This is a genomic window from Shewanella sp. 8A (assembly GCF_023475945.1).
GTDB lineage: Bacteria > Pseudomonadota > Gammaproteobacteria > Enterobacterales > Shewanellaceae > Shewanella > Shewanella xiamenensis.
In genome coordinates this window covers 191,718-210,369 of the sequence record NZ_JAMDJP010000001.1, presented here as the reverse complement: position 1 = coordinate 210,369, position 18,652 = coordinate 191,718, and the positions used below count along the sequence as shown (strand labels likewise).

Annotated in this window: 12 protein-coding genes; 9 read left to right on the top strand and 3 right to left on the bottom strand. The window is 44.2% G+C overall.

Translation table 11 applies throughout. The features are described from left to right. Positions 1-147 precede the first annotated feature (147 nt). Complete coding sequence (gene rdgC, locus M0413_RS00920) at positions 148-1,062, top strand: recombination-associated protein RdgC (protein ID WP_037416582.1); 915 nt, start codon at positions 148-150, stop codon at positions 1,060-1,062. Positions 1,063-1,258: 196 nt separating this feature from the next. Here rdgC and M0413_RS00915 read toward each other — a convergent pair whose 3' ends face one another. Beyond that, the gene (locus M0413_RS00915) at positions 1,259-3,070 is read right to left on the bottom strand and encodes a M61 family metallopeptidase (RefSeq protein ID WP_249552828.1); all 1,812 of its coding nucleotides are present in this window, start codon (positions 3,068-3,070) and stop codon (positions 1,259-1,261) included. A 140-nt stretch (positions 3,071-3,210) separates the two neighbouring features. Between M0413_RS00915 and M0413_RS00910 the strand changes: the two genes are divergently transcribed. The 7 genes from M0413_RS00910 to M0413_RS00880 all read left to right on the top strand — a co-directional run bounded on the left by M0413_RS00910 (position 3,211) and on the right by M0413_RS00880 (position 12,824). After that, positions 3,211-5,373, top strand: a complete 2,163-nt coding sequence (locus tag M0413_RS00910) for a tetratricopeptide repeat protein (protein WP_249552826.1) — start codon at positions 3,211-3,213, stop codon at positions 5,371-5,373. A 149-nt stretch (positions 5,374-5,522) separates the two neighbouring features. Continuing rightward, positions 5,523-7,079: a GGDEF domain-containing protein gene (locus M0413_RS00905; protein WP_037416573.1), complete on the top strand. Its 1,557-nt coding sequence runs from the start codon at positions 5,523-5,525 to the stop codon at positions 7,077-7,079. A gap of 56 nt (positions 7,080-7,135) precedes the next feature. Next, a complete protein-coding gene (gene ppnN, locus M0413_RS00900) occupies positions 7,136-8,491 on the top strand; it encodes a nucleotide 5'-monophosphate nucleosidase PpnN (protein ID WP_249552824.1) in 1,356 nt (451 codons plus the stop codon). Positions 8,492-8,505: 14 nt separating this feature from the next. After that, positions 8,506-9,288, top strand: a complete 783-nt coding sequence (xni, locus tag M0413_RS00895) for a flap endonuclease Xni (protein WP_047538689.1) — start codon at positions 8,506-8,508, stop codon at positions 9,286-9,288. A gap of 110 nt (positions 9,289-9,398) precedes the next feature. Next, on the top strand, positions 9,399-9,827 hold the full coding sequence (locus tag M0413_RS00890; protein ID WP_037416564.1) for a DUF3192 domain-containing protein: 429 nt from the start codon (positions 9,399-9,401) through the stop codon (positions 9,825-9,827). Between the two features lie 529 nt (positions 9,828-10,356). After that, the gene (locus tag M0413_RS00885) at positions 10,357-11,979 is read left to right on the top strand and encodes a hypothetical protein (RefSeq protein ID WP_249552822.1); all 1,623 of its coding nucleotides are present in this window, start codon (positions 10,357-10,359) and stop codon (positions 11,977-11,979) included. Positions 11,980-12,140: 161 nt separating this feature from the next. Continuing rightward, positions 12,141-12,824, top strand: a complete 684-nt coding sequence (locus tag M0413_RS00880; protein WP_011716017.1) for a cold-shock protein — start codon at positions 12,141-12,143, stop codon at positions 12,822-12,824. Positions 12,825-13,291: 467 nt separating this feature from the next. Here M0413_RS00880 and M0413_RS00875 read toward each other — a convergent pair whose 3' ends face one another. Next, entirely contained in the window at positions 13,292-16,108 is a 2,817-nt protein-coding gene (locus tag M0413_RS00875) for a S9 family peptidase (RefSeq protein ID WP_249552820.1), read from the bottom strand. Positions 16,109-16,362: 254 nt separating this feature from the next. On the opposite strand from M0413_RS00875, the gene M0413_RS00870 reads away from it, so the two are divergent. After that, positions 16,363-17,373, top strand: a complete 1,011-nt coding sequence (locus tag M0413_RS00870) for an isocitrate dehydrogenase (protein WP_249552818.1) — start codon at positions 16,363-16,365, stop codon at positions 17,371-17,373. Positions 17,374-17,504: 131 nt separating this feature from the next. Here M0413_RS00870 and rlmM read toward each other — a convergent pair whose 3' ends face one another. Further along, positions 17,505-18,590 carry a 23S rRNA (cytidine(2498)-2'-O)-methyltransferase RlmM gene (gene rlmM / locus M0413_RS00865; RefSeq protein ID WP_037416532.1) on the bottom strand — a complete coding sequence of 362 codons (1,086 nt, stop codon included), beginning with the start codon at positions 18,588-18,590 and terminating at the stop codon, positions 17,505-17,507. Positions 18,591-18,652 lie beyond the last annotated feature (62 nt).

The following is an 18,652-nucleotide window of genomic DNA, read 5'->3' as shown; positions in this document are numbered from 1 at the left end:
TAACACCAAGGGTTATAGCTGAGTTTTTCTCAATGTTACATTTTGATGAATTCTGCAACTAAGGCAAAATTTAACGATTTCAGGTAGGTTTACCCCGCCGCAACTATGCCGTAAACTGCGACTTTATTTTTCCAATGAGCGCATCTTATGTGGTTTAAAAATCTTACTCTTTATCGTTTCAATAAACCTTTTTCCATCGAGACAGAAGCACTTGAAACCGCACTTGCCGATTTCACATTTTCCCCGTGCGGCAGCCAAGACGTCAGCAAATTTGGGTTTTCCAATGCCTTAGGTAAACAGGGCAGCACCTTAGTGCACAGCGCCAACAATCGTCATCTAATCTGTGTCACTAAAGAAGAAAAAATTCTTCCTGGTCAAGTAATTAAAGAATCATTAGAAGAAAAAGTGGCACAAATTGAAGACGAAGAAAATCGTAAACTCGCCAAAAAAGAAAAAGATGCGCTAAAAGATGAAATCATCACTAGCCTATTGCCACGCGCTTTTTCGCGCCGCAGCCAAACTCGCGCACTGATTTTACCTGAGCTAGAAATGATCCTCGTCGACAGCTCAAGCGCCACTAAGGCAGAAGAATTATTAGCCTTATTACGCAAGGCCTTAGGTAGCTTGCCAGTGATCCCATTAAGCTTTAAAGCACCGATTGAAAGCCAATTAACTGAATGGCTTAAAAATGGCAGCGCCCCCTTACCCTTTGAAATGCAAGATGAAGCTGAGCTGAAATCAGCCGCAGATGAAGGCGGCATAGTACGCTTTAAGCAGCAAGATCTGAAAGAAGACGAAGTACTTGCCCACCTCGAAACCGGCAAAGAAGTGCATAAGCTCGCCCTGCACTTTGGCCAATCGATTGCGCTATTGCTGCAATCCGATGCCAGTGTGAAACGCTTAAAATTCTCCGAAGAATTTAGAGCGGGTAATGATGAGTTGGGTAATGAAGATCCGATGGCGCGCCTCGATGCTGACTTTGCCTTAATGGGCAGTGAATTAGTCGCACTAATGCACGCCCTAGTTTCTGCATTGGGTGGCATTGAAGAGACTCAAGCTTAACGCTTAAAACGCTGTCTTATTTGGCCAAGGCTCCTTGCTAGCGAGTATTAGAAAAGTAAAAGGCGCAGCAGTTGGACTCAGTTCACTGCGGCGCCTTTTTAGTCTCTGTGACGGAAGTAACACGTTGGCAGCCATTCGAGGGCGCGATTCAAGTTAGCCAGCCTTAAGACCGCCACTCACTCAAATCGCAAACGAGTTAGCTTTTCGTCAGCAGCTCACCCTTATTATCAAACGGCCAATCAATGCCCAGCCAGGCCTTGAAGAAGGCTTTTTGCTGTTTAGTCGCCTTCACATCGCCTTTGAGCACTAGCTTGCCGCTTTGTTTCTCACCTAAGGTTAACGCCACTTGCTTAATTTTATCGTTGTTAAAGAAGGTGATTTCGACCTTATCACCCACTTTAAAGTCTTTGATGCGCTTATCAAATCCTTGAGCGGTCACCTTTAAGCCATTAATCGCGATAATCTCATCTCCCACCACGATACCAGCCTGCCAGGCGGGGCTATTACGCAATACTTGGGCAAGTACCAAAGAGCCATATTCGCTGCTTAAAGTCATGCCAGTGAAAGGCTCAGCTTTAGCGTCTTTACCGTAGGACATCACTAATCCCGCCTGAGACAACAGGCTTGAAAACTCAAGGCTCAGTGGGCTATTCACATGACTTTGCCACCATGGGCCATAGTCCTTACCCGATAAGTCCTTCAGAATTTGCTGCACATCGGCCACAGTGTAACCCTTAGGTACACGGTAATCCTGGTAGAGTTTACGGTGCACGTCGCGGTATGAATGGGCAAGATTCGAGTCCGTTAGCAGAGAGAAATCCAGCGCCAGTGAGGCTAAATAACCTTCGGAGTAAATATTCACACTGTGGTTAATCGCATAATCGCCGCCCGTACTGCTCCACTCGCCTAAACTTGCCTCGGCAACCGATTGAATTTCACGCCCAGGTGTCAGCTCGCTTTTTTCGATACGTTTGGCTAAGTCTTCTAAAAATTCTTTTGGCGTCATCACTCCTGCACGCAGCAGTAACTGACCTTGGAAATAACTAGTTGATCCCTCGGCAATCCACAACAGTTCAGTCATATTTTCATGCTGATAATCGTAGGGAACAAGACCCGCTGGACGATAAGCTTTAACGTTCCAAGTATGAATAAACTCATGGGACGCCGTGCTAATAAAGCGTAGGTAATCCTTACGCTCACGAAAACTAAACCGTGGCAGTTGGATAACCGTCGAGTTTAAGTGCTCGGTCGCGCCGCCCGCACCGCTGGTGGCATGCACCATATACACATAACGGTCAAAAGGATAATCATCCCAGATCGCTTTGGCTTGGCCACTCAATGCGGTTAAGTCTTTCACCACCTTATCGGCATCGTAGTTGCCTTCACCCCAAAACACTAATTCATAGTCTTTGCCATTAGCACTAAATTTATTGTGAGTACTCACCCCTGTTTCAATGGGGGAGTCAATTAGCACATCATAATTAGGTGCAATAAATGAATGCGCCATTTTGCCTGACGACATGCCCGAATAACTCTGCCAGTTTTCGGGCACGGTTAATTGTACTGCAACTGGGTCTTCTCGAAATTGCGGGCTATACATTAATACGCCACTGGCATCGAGATAAGCATGGCTTGAATCAATATGACGCACGCGCTGGCCTAATTCATTGGCGTAAAGTTGATAACTCACGGTTACATTGGTTGGATTATCTAAGGCAATTTTCCACTCGCCACTAGCACTGCGTTTCCATGGGAGTGGATTGCCTTTACTGTCTTTTGCCGTGAATAAACGCACGCCATCAGAGAGTGGTAACACTTGGTATTTACCCGTACGCCACACAGGAAGATTTACTGTTAACTCACCTGCTTTAGCTTCGGGAAACGTTACACTCACCTTTGCAAGATGATGTTGGGGTTGGCTTAAATCAATTTTGTAATCCACATCGGCAAATACGTTAGCCGACCCTAATACACTTAATGCCAAAATAGATAATCTATTGGGTTTCACTCTGACTTCCTTCCGTCTTCTGTTATTATGCTTCTTATATTTTTTCCAAGTATAACAAGTCGATGTAGCATCCTCATTAGGCGCTAACAAAAGCTAACAAAATAAGTTCCTTGACTTAGGGAATATAGGGCCACCTACACATGCATAAACTCATTGTTATTTTCGTGACCTTGTTAATATCTATTTCTTTTCAAACATTGGCGGTCGATCTTGAGGCTGAAGAAATAGAATTGCGTGAAACGCCACAAAAAATGTATGACAGGCTTAATCAGTCGATTTCTTTTCCAATCACCTTTAAGAACCGTGAACAATTCGAACGAGCAGCCCAAGAACAGGGCTACAGCAGTGATGAGTTTGAGCACATACTGCAACTCCTCGCACGGTTAAATCTGGAACCCAATGTCAAAACCAAGGTGGGTTTTCAAGACGCAAACAACTTAATCGAACTTCTGGCAAGCATAGCGCAAACGCCCTTCGAGCAAGCCACCGTCGCCATGCTAAAGGGGCGCTATATCGGCCGCACCGAACAAAAATACCAAGAAGCGATCGCTTTTTATAACGAAGCACTGACACAGATCAGCGAAAGCGTTGATATTGAGTCTATGCTGCTAAAACATACCATCCATGAACATTTAGGTGGCCTGCACTTGGTTATTCGCCAAGATGTACCTGCACTAATGCATTTTCACACTTATCGCGATATTGCTTATAAGCTCAGAAACGACTACCTCATCGCGGCGGCCGAATCGAAACTAGGGCACTACTATAATAAAAATCAACAACTAACCAAATCATTGCAACATTATAGTGAAGCGATTCGACTATCAAATCGCTCCAATTATCCGTCAATGAAAACGCATCTTCAGTTACAACTCGCTAAGGTGTATCGTGATTTAAAACAATGGGATGAAGCGTTAAAAAATGCCCACGAAGCCGCAGCAGGATTTAAAAAGCTAGGAAACGATACTTATCTTTCCAGCTGTATGACAGTTATTGCCATGGTGTATGGTGAGCAAGGGGATTGGAACCGCGCCATTGATTACTACCTTAATGCTCAGCAACTCGATGCTAAACGCGGTAATTACATCGCTCAAGGGCTTAATTTCCACAATTTAGGTCAAGCTTACTCGCATCTTAATGATGATGTGAATGCACTTAAGTATTTGTTGATGGCTAATAAAATATTCACTGAAAAACAAAGCCATCATTACTTGGTCTATAACGAATTACTGATTGGTGAAATTGCTCAAGGCAAGCAAGATTGGCCGTTAATGATGGGGCATGCTGAAAACGCTTTAGCGTTGGCGACAGATTTAAATCTACCAGAGGAGCAAAAATCAGCACTGACACAAATCGCCCTTTCGGCAGAAAAACAGCAAGATCAAGCCAAAGTGATCAACACACAAAAAAAGATTATTGAGTTAAACAACTCATTAAAAGACACCGCTAAAGATCCTGGCGTCACTGCTTCAGTCCTTGCTGAACAGCAGCTCAAGTTAGAACTCAATATGATTCAAAGCAAGTTAAATGATGCCATTCAAACCGCTAAGGATACTAATCAATTCCTGGCATTTAGTGGTCTTATCATAACCTTGTTGGTGATAGCAGTTATCTTCTTACTAAATCAACGACGCAAGAGCAAACAGCAAAACGCATCGCTGCTTCAATTAAGCTTAGAAGAACCTTTTACCCATCATAAGGGATATGCTGCACTATTAAACGATCTGACGCTAAACCCGCCTAGCTCTCAAACCACTGCGCTAGCTTTAATTGAATTTCGCGACCATATATCGACTGACCTCAATCACGGCCAATATTTTGCTAATACTATGACCCGTCAGCTGACAAACTATATTAGCCATAGTCTGTTTATGCCCGTCTATGTGATCCGCCAGGGCTTATTTGCGGTCAGGTTTACTGAGGCCGTAGAACCACAGCAAGTGTTAACACAACTTCAACAGCAATTCGATAAACAAGCATTTACGCCTAGTTTCAATCTCGGCTTTATCAATTTGCCCCTGCTTGCCAAAGCGGAGATTAACATTGCCCCAAAATTGCTGTTTGAAACCGTGCAAATGGCGCTCGCTGGTGCACGAAGTTTGCCAAATGACACTTGCTATTATGTGAGTCTCAGAGCATTAGATTTTGTGCCACCGACACTGTTTGCCGACCCGCTGTTTTTGCACTTAGAGAAAGGTATTGAACGCGGCCTGATCCGAGTCGAGACGAATGCGATAAAGGAAGATATTGTATGGCCTTGCTGGGAAAATAACCAAAATCGGCATTTGTTAGAAAATATTTGATCAATATCGACAATTAATCACTATCGTACAAGCAAAGCAATTTGCACTCTACGACCATTGTTATAACATTAGAAGCATATGAGTTAAACGCTAATCTGGACAGAGGACGTCTTGCTTGTTAGCCCTGCAGAGTTAGGAAAATACTCCGGATGAAGGATTCCAACGCGACTGTTACACAACTTGCATTACTTCAACAGAAACTTCATTCGGCAAAACTTGCCCTCGATGAAGTCAATGAAGATAGAAATGCTAAGTTACAAACTTTACTCCAATTTATTGGTCATTTAAGTCTTGCCTGCAAAGGTCAAAACTTAGAATTGGATAATAAGCTTGCCAAACTTCGCCATAACTTAAATACCTTTGAGCGAGTCGATGAAGCCCTACCTGAATTGGTCGATGTTGAACGCCTATTAAAAGGCCAATACCACCACGTAATGGTACAACTTGAAGAAAGTCGCGCAGGGCTTGCACAGGTCGTCCGCCAAATTCAACGGGTTAACTCTGTACCAGAAAAGCTCAAAAAAGAAATTAACTACTTTAAGCAAGATCTCGCTAAACCGTTCCATACGGTGTGGGAGTACATTCCTAAAGTAAAACAAATTATCGGCTTCTACGACACCATCCTACAGCAACAGTTTAATGAAACTGAAAAGTTAGATGTGTTACCAAAGCACAGACAACTCGCCCATGAGTTGGCACAAATGATCTCGGAAATTGAATTCCGTAAAGATCAACGCGATCAAGTGCTTGTCATTAAAGAAATGCTAGCATCCGATATTGAAATCGATAATTTACTGGAGGCTTATCAAACGATTTTATCCCTGCTGCTCGATAATATTGCACGGGAAAAATCCGCCTCTCAGGAATTTCTCTACGCCTTAAACGATGCCTTAGCAGCAGTGCGGGAAGTCGTTAGTGAATCCTATAATCACAACCAGCGTAGTTTCCAACTCAAAACCCAGCTTAATCGTGAAATCAATTCTCGAGTCGATAATGTGGGTGAAGCCATTATCGATACCGACGATATTGTCGACCTCAAAGCACGTTTAACCGAACAGCTCAATTCGATTCGCTCCGCCCTCGCCCGCAAAGAAGCCTTAGAGCAACGGGAGCAAGCCTTATTGCGTAAATCGATGGAAACCATGCGCAAAGAGCTTAACGAACTGAGCAACGAGGCCAATACCTATAAAGAACGACTTTTCGAACAACAAAAGCTCAATCTGCTGGACAGCCTAACTCAATTACCTAACCGTGCCGCCCTAGAAGAGCGCATGGAGCTTGAGTATCGCAATTACCAACGTCATAAATCTCCACTATGGATTGCGATTGCAGATATCGATCACTTTAAGAGCATCAATGACAGTTTTGGCCACAGTACTGGGGACAAAACCCTACAGGTCATCGCCATGGCATTAAAAAATTCTTTACGGGATACCGAGTTTGTCGCCCGCTACGGCGGTGAAGAATTTGTGCTCATTTTGCCAGATATTGACGATAACGATATCGCTCAACTTTTAAACAGAGTTAGAGAAAAAGTAAAAAATATTCCATTTAAATTTAAAAATCAGCGAATTACAGTTACAGTATCTATAGGGGCTGCACGAGTCATGGGCAATGAGCTCATACACGAAACCTTTGAGCGCGCCGATGCAGCACTCTACAAAGCAAAACATGAAAGCAGAGACAGGGTCGTGATTGACGTATAACTAAGTCAGACTATACGTCGCTTCTTATCACTCCTGTCGATACGAAGGAGTGATAAATGATAGTAAAAGTCAGCCCTAAGGGCAGCATGGATCAGCTTTCACAACTTGAAGTTGATCGCCTCAAAAAAAGCGCCAAAAGCGCCCTATATCAACTGTATCGTAACTGCTCACTCGCGGTACTCGCCGCGGGTTTAAAGACCGACAATTCTAAAGCACTATTTGAGCAATATCACGACTTCGACATCAATGTACTGCAACGTGAACGCGGGGTTAAGCTCGAGCTTATCAATCCACCGGAACAAGCCTTTGTTGATGGCAAAATTATCACAGGGATCCAAGAGCATTTATTTTCGGTGCTCAGAGATATTCTCTACATCAGCGACAAATACGACACCCTAAAACATATCAATTTAACAAATGCTAGCCACATTACTAACGTCGTGTTTGATATTTTGCGTAATGCCCGCGCCATTGCGCCCATGAAGGATCCTAATGTAGTGGTCTGCTGGGGCGGACACAGCATTAATGCCATCGAATACCAATATACCCGTGAAGTCGGTTATCAACTCGGTCTAAGGGAATTAGATATTTGCACTGGTTGCGGCCCTGGCGCAATGGAAGGCCCGATGAAGGGCGCAGCGATTGGTCACTCTAAACAACGGATTAAAAATGCTCGTTATATTGGTCTCACTGAGCCAAGTATTATCGCCGCCGAGCCGCCTAACCAAATCGTTAACGAGTTGGTGATCTTGCCCGATATCGAAAAACGCCTAGAAGCGTTTGTACGCTTAGGTCACGGCATTATTATCTTCCCCGGCGGTGCGGGTACAGCCGAAGAACTGCTGTATATACTGGGGATTTTGCTCAATAAAGAAAACCAACAAACGCCCTTCCCACTGGTATTAACTGGCCCCAGCGAAAGCGCAGATTATTTCATTAAAATTGATGAGTTTATCGCTGCAACCTTAGGGCCTGAAGCACAACAAAAATACCAAATCATTATTGATAATCCTGCCGAAGTCGCTCGGGTGATGAAGCAAGGCATGGAGCAAGTGAAAAACCATCGCCGTGCCACAGGAGATGCTTACCAATATCAATGGGGGCTAAAAATTGAGCCAGAATTTCAACTGCCCTTCACACCGACCCATGAGGTAATGGCAAACTTAAATTTACATTTTCAAACCAACAAAGCGGAGCTTGCCGCCAACCTGCGCAAAGCCTTTTCGGGTATCGTAGCGGGTAATGTAAAATCCGACACCATCAAACAAATTGAGCAATTAGGTCCCTTCCACATTAAAGGGGATCCGCATTTAGTGGAGTTGATGGACAATTTGCTGGGGGCCTTTGTCGCCCAGCATAGGATGAAACTGCCGGGAAGCGCTTATGTTCCCTGCTATCAAATCGTGAAGTAAAACAAAAACCGCCAATGAATAAGTTTTTAATTATCGATGGTCTCAACTTAGTCCGCCGGATTTATGCGGCGATCCCAGATGAGAACGATATGGACAGTTTAACGGAGCGTGTGAGTGTCGCCTGCACTAAACTGCTGCGCATTCACCACCCAACCCATGTCGCTATCGTCTGGGATGGGGATGAGATCTCTTGGCGTAAACAGCTCTACCCTGATTATAAAAAGGGCCGTAAACCTATGCCTGAGCCACTGGCGGCGGGCTTAACGGCATTGCAAGAACACCTTAACAGTTTACAAATCCAATCAATTTATGCCGCTGCTGAGGCCGATGATGTTATCGCCACCCTTGCAATGAAAACCGCCAAAGCCCAAGGTGAAGCCATTATTGTGTCGACGGATAAAGGTTTTAGCCAACTCAATCATCCGCGGATCAGCCAGTGGGATCATTTTAATCAGCAATATCTCAACATCGCTGAGCTTGAACAAAAACTGGGAGTCGATCGCAACCAATTTCTCGATTTAATGGCACTGGCTGGTGATAGCGGCAATAAAATCCCCGGTATCGCAGGTATTGGCCCCAAATCGGCCGCCGAGTTACTCCGAACCTTTAGAACCTTAGCGACACTATTTTCCTCGTTGTCCAATCTCGGCGCCAAACAAGCGAAAAAATTGGCAGAAGGCCGAGATATAGCACGGCTCAGTTATAAGTTAGCCCAACTACAAACCGATTTACCCTTAAACATCAACTTAAAAGATTTTCGGGTCAATAGCCCTATTCATACGCCACCCGTCGACTAGCGCCTCTTGTTAACACTAAGTTGCAATAAAGCCGTTTACCTCAGGTCATCAAAGGCGTATTTTATTCATTTGCCAAATAACACATTGGATATGCAAAGGAATTAGATTCAATGAAATCAAAAACCTCGGTTATTATTGGTAGCATATTTGCCGCCTATGTCGCCTTCGTCGCCGTAGTGGTGCTCGTATATGAGCCCACTCCAGATGAAATGGATTGGGAAGATAGGCAAGTCTATAACAGCCAGAAATTAAACGATTTAACACTCGGGCAAGATATTTCCGCCGTCAAAACCCTATTTGGTAAGGCCGATTTTACAGAGGCCAAATCCCTTAAGGATAGCCAGCTACAAGTGCTCTTTTATCGTACTCACCATGAAAAATCCGATGGCGTGACCAGCAAAGAAGAATGCACCCCGCTGATTTTTAAAGACAATAAACTCGTGGCCTGGGGCGATGATACCTATAAACAGTATCTCGAAGCCGGCACAGATATTGTTAGCCGCACCGCCAAAGAGGTCGAAAGCTCAAGCAAAAATTGATTTTGCTCTGATATCACCATCATCCCTAAGCTAAATATCCAAAGCTTATTAAGCTATCTCCCAAAATGGCATTGTAAATCAATACATTGCCATTTATGTTACAGAACAGCTTGAAAGCGAGAGAACTTTATCGTCAGGTGTGCGTCATTTTCCCCTGTGACACGCCACCCTGTTATTTCACAAGAAGCATTCATAAGGGCTCTACTAAAACCTAGATGTTTTAAAAGGTCACAGGTACAACAATGCCAATCCTAACTATCCCTCTAGCGGTCGTTCAGCTAAAAAGCAATTGCCCCTTTTCTCGTTAGTACTTTTACTCATTCACATCTTGTTAATGCGAGTTTGCCCTACGAAAAGTTATCCCTAGCTTTTGTTTGTTATCTAGCCTGTATCACGAGGTAGAGTTGACCAAGTTGACTAGTGCGCGTACAACTCTAGCCCTGTATATCAATTAGTGTAAAGATGAAATGCTATCCATCTGATTTTAAGCTACTATTTTGTAGTGAACGGGCGTATGAAGGAGAGGGAAATGCATCGAAGCATTAGGCATAGTGATAGTGACTATTATTTAAACTACCTTAACATTTCTGCCCATAACACCAATGACAATCGTCAACTATGTAGCGGTAGCAAGTTTTTCTCGTACATCAACAATAATTTTGGTATCAAGCGACTTCCCTATAACTTGAAGTTGATAGACTTAATTTCGAACGATGTTAGTGCTTATGAACTTTGTGTCAATTTGCCTGATAAGTATTTTTTAGACTGGGAGAACTATCCAACGATAGGAGGGAAACAATGTGTAGATCCTCAAGTAAAGAATGCTGCATATTACGATGTATTGATAAGAAATTTTCAAGACGAATCACTAACTGATTTTATACACCCTTACGATGCTTCTTTGAAAGAGATATTCGTGAATGTGTTTAAAACTGATACCACTCTAAAGCCTGATTTAAAAGACCATCCTAACGGTCGCTCTTATCGTTCATGCGAATACTACCTTGCGTATTGGCGCTCTTACATCATATTTGAAACTATTACTAACTGTATGTTTATAGAGAAATACCTCGATAAGCGCTCAGGTACTGAATACTTTAAAAAAGAATATAATAAAGTCAACGCTCATTGGGTTTCCAAATACGCTCAAACGTTCAAGCGTATTGCTAACTATAGAACTATTAATACAAGGTTTGTTTTTGATGATGGTAAAATTGGAAATACATTCTCTGAAATGTCCCTGTTTGTCTTGGATCTAACACATTCATCTAAAGATCAACTTATATCTGACATGACTTTATTGCTAGAGCTTTTTTCTTTATGGGAAGATAAAAGTAAAGTTCAAGGAATAAATTGCTATGAGTTAGCATTAGAATTACTGCGAAAAGACATATATTTCTTATTTGAGTGGCTAACTTATTTGGGTGAAAACGAACGTGAGCTTATAGAAAAATGGTCATATCGTAGTCGTATGAGAGAACGCCATTCTCAATTAGCAGATGTTTTAGATTTTGAAGAGTTGAAGTTTAAAGAGACTTTTTCTCGATATACCCCAGTTTACTTATCATCAATAGATAAATTGCTGGATAAGCAAGATTTAGGCTCTTGGTATAACGAATTAGAGTTACTCCCTAGTTTCTATCCGTGGATTCGAAGTTTTCATGATCTGCATTACACACTTAACTCGAAAAGCAATGTACACCTCGTTCAGCCACGAATTCTAGACAACTTGCTAGTCTTGACAATAAGAACAGAGATCTTAATAAAAAGCATATTGCTCAACAAGTACGCAGAATCTGAAGATGATTTAAAGAAAGCCATTAAGTTACTAGCCGCGCATGTAGCAGATACAAAATCGAAGGTAGTATATGAAGCTATTACAGGGAAAGATTGTTGGGATCTTACTAGCTTGAGACATACACCTGAAGATATTTTCCATAAAATAGATTCAGTCTCAGTAGGCCAAAGATGGTCTAAGGAACAACGTTACTTTCTCACTCAAACACTAAAGTTCATCGCATCTAGAAACTACTTCGCACATCATTCCTATAAAGATGGTGATATGAATGACCAAAGTAGCAGTCAAAGCAGAACCGTTTTGATTTCATGCTTGCACACAGTTCTTTATGTATATGCAAGTACGAAAGCATAAAAAGCTCAACTCGTAACTTTATCAAATTAGTGGTTACAAACAAATCGAGCAGACTTTGCGTTACAAAAAGTTATGTATTGGCTTCTAATTTAGCAAATTCACGGGCAAGGTTCTGTCCCGAACCTTACTCGCGGGGCCTGTGAATTGAAAGGGTAGTTATTATGCAACAACTTAAATTCGGTAAGATCAAAAATTACAAAGACGATCGTGGCTTCGGTTTCATCTTCTCGGAATGTAAATTCATTCACCATGCAATCATAGGTTCTAAAGAAGTGTTCTTTCACATCAAACAGGCTAAGAAGTTTGAATCCACACTGAAATCAGCTACACCTCAAGAAGACCTATGCTTCTGGCTCACTACAGAAACTACTCGTAAAGGCGAGGCCGTTAAGCAGATGTGGATCAAGCTATCCGACATCCCTCAAGATATTCGTGAAGGTAACGCCGAGTTCATTAAACAAGTAGCGGAGAATATTAAGATCTATGAAGCAGCTAAAGCAGAGAAACGTGCTCGTGAAGCTGAGGAGCGCATTCAGCAAGAGGCTCTTCGTAAAGCACGTGAAGTTCGTGATTCTGAACTCAATGCCCTGATTGTAGCTGCACGTAGCCAAGGGTTCTCAACTAGTGGACAATTGTCAGCATGGATTCGGGCTAATAAGCTGTGGACTAAATATCCAACACTAACAGGCGACTTGACTATGCACGATGGCGAGATGTCATGGAACTTTGGGGCAGCTATTGACCCTCAGTACTACAAGCAGGTTTGCCAAGCTTTAGGTCTACATAACGCGGGTTCTAACGCAAGAGCTGGAGCTTTCCGTTCGTATGCAAGTATGGAGCGTTAATGTAAGGAGGTGTAGTGGTTAACAAACAATGGTCACTGGACTGGAGGTTTTGCCATACTTCTGATAATTCTCCGCAAGCTAAATTAGCAAAATATGTAACGCGCTTTTGTCCCTTTGCTTTTTACGTCCATATCGCAAATGGGTAGTTAAAATTGGCATTGGGGTACCAGTGACCGTTGGCGACATGGATGTCGCCGTCGAGCCTATAGGGATATATTCACGGCGAGTCACTGGGGAAACAATGACAATAAACTCCATAAATAGATAAAAAGATTAATCGCTTTTGTCCCAAAGCGAGACACATATTTCTTTAAAACATACAGACTACGCTAATGCTAAACAGGTGAGCCATGGTAATTCCAAGGGGATAAAAGGACTACTTCAATGAGCTAGCTCGCGCCCTTTTTGCCATAAAAAACGCCACCTTACGGTGGCGTTTTACTTATAGATAAACCTAAAACAGAAGATTACTCATCATCGGCTTTATATTCGACATAGGCTTCGCCTTGGCTTAACCAGGCTGGTGCGGGTTTGCCTTTAAGATAATGGTCGAAATATTCCATCATCCGAATACTGTAATCGAGCTTATTAGGGTATTTCTTCAGATGATGGGGTTCATCTTCATATTGTAAAAACACCACATCTTTACCCGCACGGCGCATCGCTAAGTACATTTCAACACCTTGCTCCCAGGGCACCGCATCGTCTTTATCGCCAAACATGATCATCAACGGCGTTTTAATGCGATCGGCATAAAACACGGGCGAGTTCTCAATGTATTTTTGTGGCGCTGCAAATAAACTTGCACCTATGCGGCTTTGGCCTGTTTCGTATTGGAATTGGCGTGCAATGCCGGTGCCATGGCGAATACCGCTGTAGGCGCTGGTCATATTCGCCACTGGCGCACCAGCCACCGCGGCTTTAAACATCTTAGTTTGGGTGATGGCAAAGGCCGTTTGATAACCACTCCAAGAATGTCCTTGTAAACCAATGGCGTTAGCATCGGCAACGCCCATATCGATAAGCTTTTGCACACCCGAGGTCAATGTTTGTACTGAGCTGGCACCGGGATAACCGATATCGAAACGAATATCCGGCAAAAATACCGCATAACCGTTATTCACATACCAAGCAAAGTTGGGTCTATGGTTGACCTTCATTTGCGGGAAGGCATGCAGTCTGTCGGTCATCAATTCATAGTAGTACACCAGCACAGGATAACGCTCGCCCGCTTGATAGTTGGTCGGTTTTATCAACACACCATCGAGGGGTTTACCATCACCATTGATCCAATGCACTAATTCAGCTTGGCTCCAATTAAAAGCTTGGCGCTGCTTATCAAAATCGGTTTGCTTCACTGCTTGTTGTGGCGCTTGATAGCTTGCGGTGTATAAATCGGGGAAGAGATCAAATCGCTCCTTAGAAAACACCAAGGTATCGGCATCTTTACTGCGCCCAAGCACAGTTAATTTATACTCGCCTTCCATCAGGGTCTTAACGCCCGCTTCGCCAAGGGTCGCTTGATAAAAACCATCGGCCTTAGTTTTGTCGCTGTAACCATGCAGCAGCACAGTAGCGTTGTAGGCCAATGTGGTTGGCTCATCGGGATTATCGACTAAACCTTCGACACGATATTGAATTTTTTGAGCGCGTCCCTGCCCTGCGGTTAAGGCAAAACCCGTTTTCGATGCGGTGTTAAACTGCCACACATCGTATTTGTCGTAGACGAGGAAGCCGGCATCGTTCTTAAGCCAAGGGCCAAAACCATAACCCGGCGCATTGGAGGGAGAATCATGATCTTCATCGGCAAAACTCACCTTTAAAGACTGGGTCAGATTAGTGCGGCGACCTTCGGCAATATCGTATAAATACACATGACCTTGCTGATAATAGGCCACATATTTACCGTCGCCCGATAAGCTTGGCTCAGCATCACTGGGTTGTTGGGTTAACAGCGGCAACTTGCGACCCGTGTTGATATCCACCAAGTAATAATCTTGATAGAACCCTGCCCAAGTGATCATCTTGCGATAGGGTAAGTCAGAGCTTGCCAGCATATAACGCTTGTGCTGTGACAGGGCCACATCCGGCACCGTTTTATCGCCAAGCTGCACCACATTGTTAGAGCCTAAATGCAGCACGGCTAAATAAGTACGCTTTTGCTCTGCTTCATATTGCTTGATTTCATGGGGTTTAATCCGCGGATCTTCCCCATGCCAAACCTTAAGCCCGCGCTGGCCAGTCACAATCTCTTTATCATAAAGATCTTTTTCTTCGGCGATTTTCTTCAGGCTGAGCTGTTGGCTCACCTCAGGCACACGGCCAAAGAAGAGCCGTTCACTGTCTAATGAAAAGTTTAAACTGGCGTAACGATTTAACGTCCACTCTTTAGTGTTTGGCACAGGGCGAATTTTGCCCGAAGCGATATCGACTAGGCTTAACTGATAGCTGCGGCCATAGGGTAATTCACTCGCATCCCCCTGAGTAAAGGCCAGCCAGCGACCATTTTTTGAAAGTGCTAGCGCGCCTATTTGTTGGGTTTGAGACTCAAATACCGTTGATTTTTTGTAGTTTTTCAAATCAATTAGTTGTAATTGATGTTGCTTTGCTTCGATATCATTAACCGCGACGGCCAAGCGGCGACTGTCTTTATCAAACTGATAGGCGGTCACATGCTCCAGATCCAGCCGCTGCGATGGTGAAGACAAATTCACTAAACTCAAACGACGGCCTTGGTCGAACTTATCGACCTTCACCTTCTCGGCTTTGGGCTTATCATCAGTGCCTTCGGTTTTCTCTTTGGCGTCTTTTTTGGCCTCTTCGTCGGCTTCAAACCAAATGGCTAAATGCGCGCCATCGTCGCTAAAGACAAATTCTTTTACCCGTTCAAATTTGGTTTGCGTGCCCGTTTGGGTATCGAGCAACACCATATCGGCCTTAAGCTTTTTCTTAGCTTTAGCATCGCTGGTTTCAACTTTAAGCAAACTAGGCTTAACGGCCATCGCCACATAACGGCCAGTGTGACTCACGATAGGATCTGAGCCGCCTTCAATCTGAAAGTCTTTTCCTGATTGCAGATTTTTAATTAAACCATGGCTATCGCCACGATCCGGCGCCACCTCAACCGCCAGCACCTGACCATTGTCAGCGATAACGGGCTTTTCGAGGGACTCAAAATGCATAATGTCGGTCAGGGTAAGCGGTTTAGTGCTAGTTTCAGCATGGGCATGCGGCAATATTCCGAGGGATAACAGCACTAGCGATGTGATAGGTAATAACTTCAATGTCTTCCTCTTTTATGTAGTTGTTAGACTAAAGTAGACTTTTTTAACCATTGGCTCTCCATCATCGTTATAACCCAGTATTTTTACAAGTTTTACCCAATAAAAAATCGTGACATTGCTCACTATTTCCTGTGAAGTTTGACCAAAGACGGTTAAAATAATAGTGAGAAAAAACACCAAATTCATAGTCATGTTACCCGGCTGATCCCGGGTCGGACAATTGCAGTAACGACGAACCGTGGAAGGACTTCTCCATGTCAAAAAGAACGATAACCGTAATTCCAGGTGATGGAATTGGCCCAAGTATTATTGATTCAGCCTTAAAAATTCTTGATAAAGCAGGTTGTGATTTTAAATATGAATTTGCCGATGCAGGCTTAACCGCTCTCGAGAAGCAAGGCGAACTACTTCCGCAGCGTACTTTAGAACTGATCGAAAAAAACCGCATCACCCTCAAAGGCCCGCTAACTACGCCTGTAGGCGAAGGTTTTACCTCTATCAACGTGACATTACGTAAGAAATTCGGCCTGTACGCGAACGTGCGCCCAGTGTTGTCTTTCAAAGGCACTCAAGCCCGTTATGAAAACATTGATATCATCACAGTGCGTGAAAACACCGAAGGCATGTACTCAGGCCACGGTCAAAAAGTGTCAGAAGACGGCAGCACCGCAGAAGCGACTAGTATCGTCACTCGCCAAGGCGCTGAGCAAATCGCGACCTTCGCCTACGAACTGGCCCGTAAAGAAAACCGCAAGAAAGTCACTATCGTGCACAAAGCAAACATCATGAAGTCAACTTCAGGTCTGTTCCTGAAAGTGGCCCGTGAAGTGAGCCAACGCTACCCAGACATCAAAACCGAAGAAATGATCGTCGATGCGACTTGCATGAAGTTAGTGATGAACCCAGAAAACTTCGACGTCATCGTGACCACCAACCTGTTTGGTGACATTCTGTCGGATCTGTGTGCCGGTTTAGTCGGTGGTTTAGGTATGGCACCCGGCGCCAACATTGGCCGTGATGCAGCGATTTTCGAAGCGGTTCACGGCAGCGCGCCAGATATCGCGGGTAAAAACCTCGCAAACCCAACCTCTGTGATCTTAGCCTCTATCCAAATGCTGGAATACTTAGGCATGGCTGATAAAGCCGACATGATCCGTAAAGCCGTATCGGCAGTGATTGAAGAAGGCGACCGTACGACTCGCGATTTAGGCGGCACCCACGGTACGACTGACTTCACTCAAGCGGTGCTTGACCGTCTGTCATAATCGCTTTGCGCGAAACAAAAAACGCACCTTAGGGTGCGTTTTTTATGGCCGCCCTAGCAGAACAGCCAAATAAAAAGCCCCAAACATGACTTGGGGCTTCACTGACTAACAGAACGGTAAAAAACCGTAGATTAGTTCCAAGGCTGGCTAGGCTTAAGCCATAAGTGCACCGTCACCTCATCGCGGTCATGGTATAAATGCTTACACTGCAACTGGAATTCGTTGATGCCGTTTTCCTTGAGGATTTCCTGCATGGTATTCAAAATCGCCATCACTTCTTTATAACGGCTCTTCATCGGCAGCTTGAGGTTGAAAATGGCTTCTTTAAACCAGCCATTGATGGCCCAAGCCTCAATCAGCTCGGCTACACGCGCCGGTTTTTCAACCATGTCACACACTAACCAATAAATGTTTTTACGCTGTGGCTCGAAGCGGAAACCATCCTCACGGAAATGTTTCACTTGTCCGGTTTCCATCAGTTTTTCGTTCATTGGGCCATTATCGACCGCGGAGACCATCATGCCACGACGCACTAACTGATAGGTCCAGCCACCTGGGCAAGCGCCTAAGTCCACCGCATTCATGCCGCTGCGAACCCGCTCTTCTTGCGCTTCTTTAGGCACAAACTGCGCGAATGCTTCATCGAGTTTCAGGCTTGAACGACTTGGTGCATCGGCGGCCATTTTCAGGCGCGGGATCCCCATAAAATAGGGTGAGCTGTTGTTGCTGAAGGAATAACCAACGTAGGCGCGTCCTGGGCCAACAAAACACACATGAATAATCGGACGCTTAGGGTTTTCCTGAGCGAGTAAACTACCGGATTTTTTCAAATGCTGGCGTAAAGGCACAGTAAACTTACGGCAAAATGCCGACAGCTCTTTTGCTTCATTGGTATCAGGGGTTTCAACCCTCAGCTCGCCCGCTTTACTCACCTCACTGAGCGCTGCCACAATCGGGCTGACACGGTCAGACTCGGGCAAATCGGCTAGCAGTTCACTCGCGGCAAACATCTGACGAGCAAAGATCAGCGAATCTAACGACAGCTGCTTAGCCAAGGTATCGCCGCCATCATCGTCAAAACATTGGTATACCACATAGGCATCGTTATTGTTGGCCTTAACAAAGCCACCCACATTGAGCTCAGCCGCTCGCTGTTGGATTTCTGCTGCGCATTCTTTCTCATAGCCTGCACGGCAAAATAAAAATAGGTTTTTCATGGAGATCCTTAAGAAATCCAAGCCATAAACATGGCCGACTATCGATTTGGGCGCCAGTATAG

What these genes read in the sequence shown, in the direction of transcription:
- rdgC (WP_037416582.1), top strand. Translation starts at nt 148, where the DNA reads ATGTGGTTTAAAAATCTTACTCTTTATCGTTTCAATAAACCTTTTTCC.
- M0413_RS00910 (WP_249552826.1), top strand. Translation starts at nt 3,211, where the DNA reads ATGCATAAACTCATTGTTATTTTCGTGACCTTGTTAATATCTATTTCT.
- M0413_RS00905 (WP_037416573.1), top strand. Translation starts at nt 5,523, where the DNA reads ATGAAGGATTCCAACGCGACTGTTACACAACTTGCATTACTTCAACAG.
- ppnN (WP_249552824.1), top strand. Translation starts at nt 7,136, where the DNA reads ATGATAGTAAAAGTCAGCCCTAAGGGCAGCATGGATCAGCTTTCACAA.
- xni (WP_047538689.1), top strand. Translation starts at nt 8,506, where the DNA reads ATGAATAAGTTTTTAATTATCGATGGTCTCAACTTAGTCCGCCGGATT.
- M0413_RS00890 (WP_037416564.1), top strand. Translation starts at nt 9,399, where the DNA reads ATGAAATCAAAAACCTCGGTTATTATTGGTAGCATATTTGCCGCCTAT.
- M0413_RS00885 (WP_249552822.1), top strand. Translation starts at nt 10,357, where the DNA reads ATGCATCGAAGCATTAGGCATAGTGATAGTGACTATTATTTAAACTAC.
- M0413_RS00880 (WP_011716017.1), top strand. Translation starts at nt 12,141, where the DNA reads ATGCAACAACTTAAATTCGGTAAGATCAAAAATTACAAAGACGATCGT.
- M0413_RS00870 (WP_249552818.1), top strand. Translation starts at nt 16,363, where the DNA reads ATGTCAAAAAGAACGATAACCGTAATTCCAGGTGATGGAATTGGCCCA.
- rlmM (WP_037416532.1), bottom strand. Translation starts at nt 18,590, where the DNA reads ATGAAAAACCTATTTTTATTTTGCCGTGCAGGCTATGAGAAAGAATGC.